Consider the following 11,677-nt stretch of genomic DNA (forward strand, 5'->3'; position numbering starts at 1 on the left):
AATGTGGGCAATATGATAAAAGAATTATTGCAAAAGGAAAATAAATCCAGCATTCCTGTGATCCGGACGGAACTAGAATGGCTGCGGCAAGTGATTGACTTACGGCTCAACAGCTATTTCAAATCCTCTGAAATGGGAGATATTGAAAAGCTTACACCTCCTGATCTCAGCGGAGATGATTCTGTTTATGCCAAAATCATAGCGGAAAATAATTTCAATACCACTGAAAGGATCATTTTGTTAATGGCACTGGCTGTCCATGTATCTCCGGATATTTATGACATCTTTTTTGTCAAAAACCCCAATATAGACCGTGGATATACGGTCTTCGGTGGAGTCACCAGTGAAGGCAATGGCTTTATTCCCACAGGGGAAACTGTTTCCTTTATTGTAGGAGAGGGCGATCTGGAAAAAAGGTTTAAATTATTAGACCTTTTCTCTGATTCCCATCCATTCAAAACACATAATATCCTTGGCCTCACCGGTGTAAAAGACAATGAACCTGTATTTAATGGTGTGCTGGGGATTAGCAAAGAATACCTGAGCCTCTTGTCCCAGGGGAGGGCTTACCGGCCCCAATATTCATCTGCATTTCCAGCCCGTTTACTGGAAACCAAATTAAGCTGGGAAGATGCGGTTTTTGATGAATATACTTTAAGTGAATTGGAGGAAGCCAAAGTTTGGATGAGCCATGGAGAGGAAATCATGCAGCATGATCTGCTGAACAAACACCTGAAAAAAGGCTATCGTATCTTGTTTCATGGCCCACCGGGCACAGGGAAAACAATGACGGCTTCTTTGCTGGGGCAGGAATCACAAATGGATGTTTACCAAATAGACTTGTCGGCTGTAGTCTCCAAGTACATTGGGGAAACAGAGAAAAACCTGGCCAATGTTTTTGACCTGGCGGAGAATAAAAACTGGATCTTGTTTTTTGATGAAGCAGACTCTCTTTTTGGAAAACGTACACAGGTTCAAAGCAGCAATGATCAGTTTGCTAATCAGCAGGTAGCTTATTTGCTACAGAGGATAGAAGATTTTAATGGCATTGTGATACTGGCTACCAATTTCAAGGACAATCTCGATAGTGCTTTCCTCAGAAGGTTTCAATCAGTGGTTTACTTTCCAAAACCCAGGCTGGAACAACGTTTATTGCTATGGCAGAAATATTTTGAGGACACATTTGAACTGGTGGATGTTGACCTGGAGAAGATTGCCATGGACCATGAGATCACAGGTGGAAGCATTATAAATGTATTAAGATATTGTTCTATAGCTGCAAAAAGGCGCAATGGCAATCAACTATATACTGAGGATATCCTTAAAGGAATCAACAAAGAATATCATAAAGAGGGCGTAACAATTTGACCAATAGTTTTACTGAAGTTTTGGATGAATAAAGCTATTAAATATTTACATTCATTGAAGATAATATGAGGAAGATCACACAATTTCTATCCGGTGCCCGCCACGACATCAAACTTGCCTTGAAAGGAATTGTAGATGAAACACTTCTGTTGGAACTGGCAGGCCTGCTGGAAAGGGGCGTAGCTGTCACACTCATCATGGAGGCTGATAACGAAGCCAGATTACGGGACGATCTTTTTCTCTTTAATAAATGCCTGATTTTACTTAAAAAAGGAGGCTCAATAGCCTGCCACCCTTCCCTTAAAGCCAACCTTGCTATAAAAGATTATGAACAATCTTTGCAAATAACGGCTGATTTAGATCAACATCCTGAAAAAGAGGAGGATTCCTCACTAACTCACCACTTTGTGCAGGAATTTAAGAAGCTTGACGCAGTTGCTGAACCTTTTCTTGAGAACAAAGATGATATCCGCATCCGTTTTTCCGCCAATGATGATATCATTTTAAAAGGTGATGAAATAAGCCTGAATTGGGAAGTAGAGCATGCACAAACGATCATTATTGAAGGAATTGGAGAAGTAGCATCAGCAGGTAGCCGTAAAATCAAACCCGGAGCCGATACCATTTTTAAAATAGGAGCCTATAATGCCAGCCAATCTGCACTCAAGACTTTTGCGGTAAAAGTGTATGACAATATCGGAATTGATTACGACCTGAGCTTTGCCAATAGAAGGACCGGGCAATATTCTTCTTTGGTGAAAGAAGATAACTATCCCCATGTATATGGAGTAGCTTTGGGAAATAAAGTAAAAATCAATTGGCAGGTAAAAGATTCCAATGAAGTGACCATTAAGCCTTTTGGCATTACTAAGTCGGTAGGTGAGCATGAATTTCTGCCACAGGAAAACATGATGATCGAAATCCGGGCCAAAATACTTCACAGAACATTTAGCAGGAAGATTCAACTGCTGGTTTTTCCTATCAAATTATTTACCGACAAACTGGTGAAGTTGTCAGCTGGACTGCATCAGGAATTAAAGCGAGTTCCGGACGCCAGTGAAATTATTGAGCAGGTAAAAGAAAAGCAAGTGTCTTATAGTCAAAATCTTACCAAAATAAGAGAAGCTGAATTGAAGCAATATAATTTATTAGTAGAACAGATTCAAGAAATTACCTTTGATAAATCCAATAATAAATTTAATTTGGAACAAATTAACGCAAATGTTTTCAGGAAGTTAAAAAACTTCTATGCGGGCAAAGCAGGCAAAGCAGGCATGGCAGGCTTAATTGAATCAATAAAATCGTACTATGGAAAAGCATAAGCCGGAAAATGAACCAATCAGGGAATTCACGCTGTCAATGCGGTTTTTCCTGTTTTGTGCGGCTGCCAACCAACAGATTTTAAAAAGATGTCCTTCCTCTGAACGTCATAAATATGCAGGAGTGGGAGCCACTGTATTCTTTACAGGCTTGCTGGCGGCCCTTTCAGGTGGCTATGCTATTTTTACTGTTTTTAACAGCATCTGGATAGCTGTTGCCCTGGGGATATTCTGGGGGTTATTGATTTTTAACCTGGATCGCTTTATTGTCTCCACCATCAAAAAAAATGATTGCAAAGCCGACCAGTGGAAACAGGTTATCCCCCGTTTGCTACTGGCTGTATTTCTGGCTGTAATCATAGCGAAACCGCTTGAGATTAAAATTTTTGAACAGGAAATCAATGAAAGGCTTCATTATACCGGGGTTCAAAAATTAGAAAATGTAGATGCCCTCTACGAGCAAAAAATTGATAAGCAGAGGCTGGCCATCCAAAATTTAAAGGCTTCCACAGAACAGAAATTTGAGCTGAGGGAAAAATATTACGAAGAGTACAAATGTGAGTGTGAAGGCAGCTGTGGAACCGGGGCAAAAGGTGTAGGATCGGAATGCCTGCGAAAGGAGAAGAAATATTTAAAAGCCGATGAAGAATATAAATTGGCAAAAGCTGAGAATGACCAGGAAATTGCGGCATTACAGCTTATAGTTGCTGATCTTAACGCGGAAAGGGAAAGTTATAAAGAAGAACTTCAGACTTCATTTGCCTCCGGCCTGATGGCTAAATTGCAGGCGCTTGGTGAATTGCCACCCGGTCCGTCATGGGCAGTGGTAATGTTGCTGATCTGCATTGAAATTGCACCCATTCTCACCAAACTTCTTTCACCTTATGGTCCGTATGATCATTTGCTGAAAACAGTGGAGTATGATTATGAAATTGATGAAATAGCGACCATTAATTTAAGAAATCAGAAATTAAATAATCAACTTACACTTTTGGCCAGTGTTGAACAGGAAAAAATAGAGCAGCAGATAATCAACAACAAGAGAACATTGCATTTGATAGAAGAGGCCCATGAAGAGTTGGTGAAAGAACAGTTGGCCATATGGGTGGAAAAGGAAAAGAGGAAATTGCGTGAAGAGTCAAAAGAAGACGAAATTTATATCCCCAAATAAAATCCTCCATGATTAAGGCCATACTCCCCATCGTATTTTACTTGCTTATTTATGATTGCCTCGGGCAACAAGGAAATGAAACCTATGTCTACAAGGATACTGTCATTACGGGCCTGGACACTATCAATCTTATTCATACTAAGCTAAAAGTAAGACTGTTTTCAAAGAGGGATTTCAGCTTTGAAGCCGGTCAGGGCGATACTATTCTTTATTCACTCCAAAAAGAAAATAACAGGCGAATGAAGTACAGGCTGATAAAGCCTAATGCTGAGGAAAAGGAATATCGCCTAGATGAAGATGTGAAAAATAGCAGGCTCGATACAGAAGCCGGAGCCGGTAATTACATCCTTCAATTGAGGAACCGGAGCTTTAGGAGGAATAATGTAGTGATTGACCTGAAAAAAGTGAAGGGCTGGAAACGGACGGAAAAGGTGAAAGTAAATCCACCTGCGGAAGACTCAGTATGGGTGGTAATCAATGATACGATCCCAAGGGTGGTTATAGAGGGAACCTATTATATTGGTGCGAAAAAAAACATCAGAATGGAAAGTAAGAAGGTAATAGAATTTGAGTTTGTAAGTGATTCTGTGCCGGCTTATTGGGCCTATTTGGTAGGTTTTGGTAAAGAATATCAAAGCGAAATTGAAACCTTAATAGATCTAAAAACACAACAACCAATTGGAGATCCCCTGGTGGCCTACTTTATGAAACAGTTCAGTGGCTTCCCCTATTCTCAGAGCAAACGGGCCAGAATGAACCTCTCAGGCCCTAAAGTGAATAAAGATTTTAATACCACGGCTTATGATTTAAACACCGGAAAAAGAGGTGTTTACAAATTGTCAGTTGTTAATAAAGATGAGGTAGTAGGGGAATATGTATATCTTAGGGTGGTGGCATTTGATCTGGTGAAAAAATCAGAAATGAAAGTACCCGAATCTGAATTGAAGAAAATGAAATAGACAATGTTAAAGAAATTAATAATTATCCTTCTGCTGATGCTTCCCTGCCTGTCAGTGTATGCACAAAAAAGCCTGCTCAACCAGGCAAGAAACAAGACCAGAAAAGTTGAGCGCGAAATAAAAAGGTCAAAGCGTGATTTCGATAAAGTTGGGAGCATGTTCAGTTCCCAGAAAAAGGAGATTACCGAGGAAGAAAGTTTGTCCGATACCATTATTTGGGAAAAGAAGAGATATATTCCAAAAAGTGGGTTGGTGAATGATTATGCCTATTTATTTCGTTCGATTCATGGTGCTCAGCAACAAGTGAAGTTTAAGAATACAAAGGATCTTAACAAAATTGTGTGGGATTCCGCTGCTAACAAATACTATAATCGACTGGATAAAATTAATGCCATAGATGAAAACCATGTAGTGCTTGGCTGGCATCCTTACTGGATGAAAAATGAGTTTAAGGATTATAAGTACAATCTATTATCAATGATTGCTTATTTTTCCTATGATGTAAATCCTTTAAATGGCGGTTATAATGATCCTGAGGCCATAAAAGATTGGCGTAGTACAGCCATGATCGATTCAGCGAAGAATCACGGAGTAAAAGTACTGCTTACTGTCACCAACTACGGAAAAGAACAAAACAGGCAGTTTTTCTCTGATAAAGATGTGTGGAATAGCTTGATTGACAGCCTGAAGGTCTTGGTTACAGCAAGAAACGGAGATGGTTTGGACCTTAATTTCGAGCAAATACCTGCAGCAAACAGAAATGACTATACCGATTTTGTGAAAAAATTGCGATCTAAAATGGGGGATTCCTACATAATTACCCTACAGGTGCCTGCCTTCAATAATAACAATGCGATTGATTTCAAGGCCCTCGATCCCTATATTAATTATTTCATTGTTCAGGGATATGATTACAGTTATGTGGAGTGCAACGGTACACCATCCCCTGTTTCGCCTTTGCATTCCATCAATACAGATTGCCCCAGTATTGTCAATACCTATGATTATTGTATAAGAAACGGGATGAATCCTGCGAAATCCATTTTGGGGATGCCTTCCTACGGTACCGAATGGACATTGGCCGGAAATAGCTGGAATGCCAAAGCAAGGTTTGAAAGGTATATTACTTATGATGATGTCATGTCCGAATATAATATTAACTATCAGCCTTTTTATGATGCAGTAAGTGGAAGTACTTACTTTTTGGTAGACCAGGGGAATAGCACCAGGCTGGTGTGGTTTGAAAGCCAGCAGAGCCTGGACAGCAAATTTCAATGGGCCTTGGACCATGACATGAAAGGCGCAGCCATTTGGGCTTTGGGATATGATGGCCGGCAGTCAGGAATATGGAATGCCGTGGCTACCAATTTTGGTGTGGATCCGCTACAGGAAATTTTTCCTATTGGCTATGATAACGGCCAGCTTTATTCAATCATGGCTTCCTTTCAAAATCATAGAAGGTCTATTGGTATAGGTGTGGTCATTATTCTTTACTTTTTTATTATAGGCTTGTTTGTTTCTCTCTTAGACTGGAGGGTACGGGAAATTTTCTTTCAGAATTTAACATACAGGGCTGTTTTTGCCGGTGTGATTATTTTCCTTGGCGCCATGGCAGTTTTTTTGATTAGTGGTGGCTCGGCCTCTCTTTTTCCACTTCTTATTGGTCTGTTGATTGGGGCCCTGGTTGTTTATTTGATTACTACCCACTATATTTCCTACAGGGACAAATTACCTTAAAAACAAAAATATGAATGAGCATAAATTTTAGAATCCTTAACATACTAACCGAGGATGAATAAATTTATTGAATTCTCCCGAAGGGATCCCTTTGGGGCATATGACAACTTAAAAAAATATATATACATATGAAAGATTTAATTGCCAGGGAATTCCTATTCTTTTTTGTGGCACTCATTGTGGCTTTGCCTGTGGGCTTTTTATTTCTCTACATGCTGCATGTGGAGCCTGCTGGTGCAAGTATGTCTGCTGATGAGAAAGTACTGGAAATGGACCTCTTGTTTATTGGAGGCCTGCTAGGATTTGTAGGTGTGTATCTGGCTCGCCTTACGGTTTGGGGAGTTAAACAATTATTAATTTCTAATTAGTCTGGTTTTGAAGCTTGTTTCAACTTCTTTTTTTATTTAAAAGCTAACTATGATCCATAACGTACTACCTGTAATTGCCAGTGAGCTTAATGACTATCTCAAGTCACGGTTCAATTCAGTGGAAGATAAAGTGATTCTCTCCAATATTGTTGATCAGGGAGGTGCTGTGGCCATTGAAGGTAACAACAAAATAGTAATCACACTCATTAATATAGCAGAAGAGACTACACTGAAAGCCAATGCCAATCAGCATTATATGGGAAGTACTTTCGTGGATTTTGCTCCTTCCATAAGTGTAAATTTGACTTTGATGATATCCGCCTATTTCAGTCCGAAAAACTATGTGGAGTCTCTCAGGTTTATTTCAGGGGTGATCTATTTTTTTCAGGCAAAACCATTATTTACAGCTCAAAATACCCCGGAACTAAGCCAGAATGTTGAAAAAATCCATTTCGATTTACTGTCTTTATCTCCTCAGGAATTAATGAACCTTTTTTCTATGATGGGAGCCAAATATATTCCTTCTGTGGTCTATAAAATGAAAATGCTCACCTTTAGTCAGAATAACATCCAGGATGAAATTCCTGCAATTAAAGGATTGAATGTGAACGGTGAAATTGATTGATCCGAGAGGGTTAATGTTAGATTTTCTTAATCTTTTAAAATCATGTGTTGGCACAAATAGTGGCTATTAGCTGCCAAATGATTTGAAAATCAATATTTTATATATAGATAAGTTTATATTATTTTCAAAAATCCCATAAATAAATAAAAGCTTTATATAAAAATATCATTCTTTTTAATAATTTTAATTATATTGAAGCAAAATAAGCCAGATCAGTAAATAGAGACTGGTATTGATGATTAATTATTAAACAACCAAAAACCCAAACCTTGAAATACGAAGAATTATTTGCGGTAAGTTACCATCATGAATATTATAAGTCTACAAGGTTTAGAGGCTTTGGTATGTTGGCAAGCCATTCTACAGAACGTATTTTAAAATCTTACGGAGTAATAATAAAAGAATCTGAAACAGGCTTTACCGCACTTTTCAAAGAAGAAAAGGTAGGTCAGTCACTTCTGAGGAATTTAAAACAAAGGTTACAGTTTCGCTTTTTCATAGTTTCCCGGGATAGAATGTGGATGAATTACTCTGACATTCCTGGTGATTTGAATGACTACGGCTATTGGTTAACCAATATGAATGATAACCCTAATGACCCCACCCTTCTGCACAAAGAAGAATTTCTTGGTCAAAGTGATCGTGTTCAATTTATTTCTTCCCTTGCTGATATTCAATCGCAGATAGCGGATGATACTTCTGTCCTGATTGAGAACATGTTCGGAACAGTGCTCTTTGAAGGGCAAAGTTCAGAACTGAATGAAGGAATAGGGGAAGATTATTCTGATGAGCCGGGCTATTTGAAAGCAACTGCCGGTGGTGAGGTTTATGAATATTATTATAAGCCTCGCGGGATCAAACAAATCATTGGAATGATTGATATAGTCATAAATCCTTCCGGAGATGAAAATCATAATTTCAATGCTATTCTTAACTCCCAATATAAAGTGAACATCAATTCCAGGGCTACTACCTGGCGATACAATCTTATTAACCGGGATAATTATAAGTATTCAGATTTTAAAATTTACTCAGGCAAGGATATAGTGCCAACAACAGCTGTGGAGGAAAAGATGATGGTGAATGGAGATAAGGCTTATTACATAGAAACTACTGCTCCCATACAGCTAAAGGAGCGGTATAGTAGTTACCTTGAGCTGGAGATGATAAAAGTGGAGTCGGACAGGAATGTCAGGAAAAGAATTAACCTTCCTGTGCCGGACATCAATAAAGTAAGGATGGCAAAGGACGCTGATGTGTATCGGGCGTATTCTGAAATGTATATATATTTTTAACTAAACCAAACTCATAAATTATGGCTCAAGTATTGGCAACACCGGGTGTTTATATTGAGGAGAAGAGTGCTTTCCCAAGCTCAGTTGTAGCAGTTGCAACTGCTGTACCCGCCTTTGTAGGGTATACTGAAAAGGCTTTGAGAGGCAACAAATCCATTATAAATGTACCCACTAGGATTACTTCATTAGGTGAATATCACCAGTATTTTGGGGGCGCTCCCAAAGTCACATTTGAAGTGGCAGAAGATGAAAAAGAACAATTCAGTCTTACTGTAAACAGCGCCACAAAGTACAACCTCTACAACAATCTTAGGCTCTTCTTTGCCAACGGAGGCTCTACCTGCTATATCGTTTCCGTAGGAAATTATACCGGGGGTGTCAAAGCCGGAGAATTAAACGATGAAGAAAACGAAGGAGGGATTAAAACACTTCTTAAGGAGCCTGAACCAACCATGTTGGTGATTCCTGATGCAGTACTTCTGGAAAAGGCTGATTGTTATTCTCTACAGCAAGCGATGCTTCAGCACTGCGGACTGGACATGAGGAGCCGGGTAGCTATACTTGATGTATATGATGGTGACAAGCCTCGTACCATGGCTGAAGATGATGTCATTAACCAGTTTAGGGAAGGTGTGGGAAATAATTTCCTACAGTGGGGTGCTGCTTATTATCCATGGCTTAACACCACAATTGTTTCTGCTGATGATGTGAACTTCACGAATGTGAGCAATGCGGATGGACTTGCTGGTCTTTTGACTAAGGAAGTAGACGAGATGCTTAAAAATGAAGAGATCAAGGAAAAAAGAGCAGAGCTTATAAAAGCAGAAATAGCCCTTTTGTCCAATGCAGATGCAGATGTAGTGACTTTACATCAAACGCTTTCAGCTGTAAGTCCATTGTACAAAGCTATTATGGGCGATATCAGAAACAGCTTAAATGTACTTCCTCCAAGTGTGGGAATGGCAGGTGTAATATCTATGGTCGATAATTCAGTAGGTGTATTTCAATCTCCTGCCAATGTTTCGGTAGGCTCTGTTGTAAAGCCTTCTGTAAATATTACCAATACCATCCAGGAAGATCTTAACCTTCCTTTAAATGGTAAAGCAGTGAATGCTATCAGAAGCTTCCCTGGAAAAGGTGTATTGGTTTGGGGAGCAAGAACCCTTGATGGCAATAGCATGGACTGGAGATATCTCAGTGTGAGAAGGACAGTGATTATGATTGAGCAATCCCTGAAAGCAGCTACTGAGGCTTATGTGTTTAAGCCCAACGTTGTGAATACCTGGGTTACAGTAAAAGGTATGATGACCAACTTCCTGACCGATCAGTGGAAAAAAGGTGCTTTGGCAGGATCATCGCCAGAAGATGCTTTCAGTGTGGATGTAGGACTTGGAGTAACCATGACACCTACTGATATATTGGATGGTATTATGCATATTTCAGTGAAACTGGCAGTGGTAAGACCTGCTGAATTTATTGTAATTACTATTCAGCAGCAAATGCAGAAATCATAATAATCACATTAGTTAAAACATTAATAGAATTTAAATAGAAATAAAATGGCAGGAGAAGCTCAAGATAATATATGGCCTTTACCGAAATTCTACTTTAAAGTAGAAGTAGATGGTGGAATGGTGGCCTCGTTTCAGGAAGTATCAGGGTTGGATATTGAAACCGATGTATTTGAATACAGACATGGTGACAGCCCCGTTTTCTCAACGATTAAGATGCCGGGATTGATCAAGTCAAGTGATGTGACCTTGAAAAAGGGCATCTTCACTACTGATGTGAAATTCTTCGAGTGGTTCAGTGATATAAAGCTGAATACCATCGAACGTAAAACCGTAACCATCATGCTATTAAACGAAGCTGGCGATTCAGAGATTGTATGGACACTTACCAATGCATTTCCTAAGCAGGTACAGGGTACTGATCTTAATTCTACCAGCAGCGATGCAGCTGTTGAAACGCTCGTTCTGGCTCATGAAGGGCTAACGGTGAGCACACCATAATTAGGAGATACTGATAATGGAAGAGAGTATAACCTCTCTTCCGTTTTTTCAGCTCATCAACTAAATCAGTAAATTAAAATTCTGTTCATCAGGTATTTACCTGGTGAACATATTTATTTTTCACTCAAACCATTTTTATAATTGGCACCAAGTAGTTCAAACAGAGGTCAGTCAGGTACTGAGCCGTATTACCCAATGGTGGGCTTTTATTTTTCGGTGCATATTGATGGTATTGATAATAGTATCGACTCAAAATTCAAAGAAGTTTCCGGAGTCACTATGGAATTGGAAAGTGGTCTCTCAGTGAAAGAAGGTGGAGAAAACGAAGCAGTACACGAGTTGCCCGGACGCACCAAGTATTCGGATCTTGTATTAAAGCGCGGTTTGCTAAAGCCCAACACAGAATTGACAGATTGGTGTATGAGCTTTTTTAAAAATGACTTTGCAGTACCATTAAAGAAAAAAGACATCTCTGTAAAATTATTGAATGATAGGGGGGAGCCTATGTTTACCTGGTTATTTAAAAGTGCTCAACCTTTAAAAATGGAGATTAGTGGATTTAACTCCACGGGCTCGGGAGATGCAGGTATTGTGGTGGAAACCATTACTTTAAAATATGAAACTTTTACAATTTTATAAACTCAGATTATGCCTTTAAAAGTTAATGAGCTTGTCATTCAAGCCCGGTTCGACAATGAGGAAGCAGCATCCAATGCGCCCAATATTGCAGGATCAATTGATATGGAATTGTATCGGGAGGAAATCCTGAAAGAGTGCATGGAGAGAGTGGAAGAATATTTGAAGAAAAAAGAAACAAGATAAA

Annotated in this window: 12 protein-coding genes; all 12 read left to right on the plus strand. The window is 39.2% G+C overall.

The window, feature by feature from the left end; genetic code table 11:
• Nucleotides 1-12: 12 nt before the first annotated feature.
• Entirely contained in the window at nucleotides 13-1,368 is a 1,356-nt protein-coding gene (locus JKA74_RS08775; protein WP_236587631.1) for an ATP-binding protein, read from the plus strand.
• Between the two features lie 65 nt (nucleotides 1,369-1,433).
• Nucleotides 1,434-2,690, plus strand: coding sequence for a hypothetical protein (locus JKA74_RS08780; protein WP_201430808.1), 1,257 nt, complete (start codon nucleotides 1,434-1,436; stop codon nucleotides 2,688-2,690).
• A complete protein-coding gene (locus tag JKA74_RS08785; protein ID WP_201430809.1) occupies nucleotides 2,677-3,858 on the plus strand; it encodes a DUF4407 domain-containing protein in 1,182 nt (393 codons plus the stop codon). The genes JKA74_RS08780 and JKA74_RS08785 overlap by 14 nt, the downstream gene beginning before the upstream one ends.
• Nucleotides 3,859-3,866: 8 nt before the next feature.
• Nucleotides 3,867-4,817 (plus strand): hypothetical protein, encoded by a 951-nt coding sequence (locus JKA74_RS08790; RefSeq protein WP_201430810.1) that lies wholly within the window; start codon nucleotides 3,867-3,869, stop codon nucleotides 4,815-4,817.
• Between the two features lie 3 nt (nucleotides 4,818-4,820).
• Nucleotides 4,821-6,554, plus strand: a complete 1,734-nt coding sequence (locus JKA74_RS08795) for a glycosyl hydrolase family 18 protein (protein ID WP_201430811.1) — start codon at nucleotides 4,821-4,823, stop codon at nucleotides 6,552-6,554.
• Nucleotides 6,555-6,682: 128 nt separating this feature from the next.
• Nucleotides 6,683-6,922 (plus strand): hypothetical protein, encoded by a 240-nt coding sequence (locus JKA74_RS08800; protein WP_201430812.1) that lies wholly within the window; start codon nucleotides 6,683-6,685, stop codon nucleotides 6,920-6,922.
• A 49-nt stretch (nucleotides 6,923-6,971) separates the two neighbouring features.
• Nucleotides 6,972-7,547: a DUF4255 domain-containing protein gene (locus JKA74_RS08805; RefSeq protein WP_201430813.1), complete on the plus strand. Its 576-nt coding sequence runs from the start codon at nucleotides 6,972-6,974 to the stop codon at nucleotides 7,545-7,547.
• Nucleotides 7,548-7,816: 269 nt separating this feature from the next.
• Nucleotides 7,817-8,842 carry a hypothetical protein gene (locus tag JKA74_RS08810; protein WP_201430814.1) on the plus strand — a complete coding sequence of 342 codons (1,026 nt, stop codon included), beginning with the start codon at nucleotides 7,817-7,819 and terminating at the stop codon, nucleotides 8,840-8,842.
• A 20-nt stretch (nucleotides 8,843-8,862) separates the two neighbouring features.
• The gene (locus JKA74_RS08815) at nucleotides 8,863-10,356 is read left to right on the plus strand and encodes a phage tail sheath family protein (protein ID WP_201430815.1); all 1,494 of its coding nucleotides are present in this window, start codon (nucleotides 8,863-8,865) and stop codon (nucleotides 10,354-10,356) included.
• A 45-nt stretch (nucleotides 10,357-10,401) separates the two neighbouring features.
• Nucleotides 10,402-10,854, plus strand: coding sequence for a phage tail protein (locus JKA74_RS08820; RefSeq protein ID WP_201430816.1), 453 nt, complete (start codon nucleotides 10,402-10,404; stop codon nucleotides 10,852-10,854).
• A 141-nt stretch (nucleotides 10,855-10,995) separates the two neighbouring features.
• The gene (locus JKA74_RS08825) at nucleotides 10,996-11,493 is read left to right on the plus strand and encodes a phage tail protein (protein ID WP_201430817.1); all 498 of its coding nucleotides are present in this window, start codon (nucleotides 10,996-10,998) and stop codon (nucleotides 11,491-11,493) included.
• Between the two features lie 9 nt (nucleotides 11,494-11,502).
• Nucleotides 11,503-11,676 (plus strand): DUF5908 family protein, encoded by a 174-nt coding sequence (locus JKA74_RS08830; RefSeq protein WP_201430818.1) that lies wholly within the window; start codon nucleotides 11,503-11,505, stop codon nucleotides 11,674-11,676.
• Nucleotide 11,677 lies beyond the last annotated feature (1 nt).

It is taken from the genome of Marivirga aurantiaca (genome assembly GCF_016679925.1).
In the GTDB taxonomy this organism is placed as follows: Bacteria; Bacteroidota; Bacteroidia; order Cytophagales; family Cyclobacteriaceae; genus Marivirga; species Marivirga aurantiaca.

What these genes read in the sequence shown, in the direction of transcription:
- JKA74_RS08775 (WP_236587631.1), top strand. Translation starts at nt 13, where the DNA reads ATGATAAAAGAATTATTGCAAAAGGAAAATAAATCCAGCATTCCTGTG.
- JKA74_RS08780 (WP_201430808.1), top strand. Translation starts at nt 1,434, where the DNA reads ATGAGGAAGATCACACAATTTCTATCCGGTGCCCGCCACGACATCAAA.
- JKA74_RS08785 (WP_201430809.1), top strand. Translation starts at nt 2,677, where the DNA reads ATGGAAAAGCATAAGCCGGAAAATGAACCAATCAGGGAATTCACGCTG.
- JKA74_RS08790 (WP_201430810.1), top strand. Translation starts at nt 3,867, where the DNA reads ATGATTAAGGCCATACTCCCCATCGTATTTTACTTGCTTATTTATGAT.
- JKA74_RS08795 (WP_201430811.1), top strand. Translation starts at nt 4,821, where the DNA reads ATGTTAAAGAAATTAATAATTATCCTTCTGCTGATGCTTCCCTGCCTG.
- JKA74_RS08800 (WP_201430812.1), top strand. Translation starts at nt 6,683, where the DNA reads ATGAAAGATTTAATTGCCAGGGAATTCCTATTCTTTTTTGTGGCACTC.
- JKA74_RS08805 (WP_201430813.1), top strand. Translation starts at nt 6,972, where the DNA reads ATGATCCATAACGTACTACCTGTAATTGCCAGTGAGCTTAATGACTAT.
- JKA74_RS08815 (WP_201430815.1), top strand. Translation starts at nt 8,863, where the DNA reads ATGGCTCAAGTATTGGCAACACCGGGTGTTTATATTGAGGAGAAGAGT.
- JKA74_RS08820 (WP_201430816.1), top strand. Translation starts at nt 10,402, where the DNA reads ATGGCAGGAGAAGCTCAAGATAATATATGGCCTTTACCGAAATTCTAC.
- JKA74_RS08830 (WP_201430818.1), top strand. Translation starts at nt 11,503, where the DNA reads ATGCCTTTAAAAGTTAATGAGCTTGTCATTCAAGCCCGGTTCGACAAT.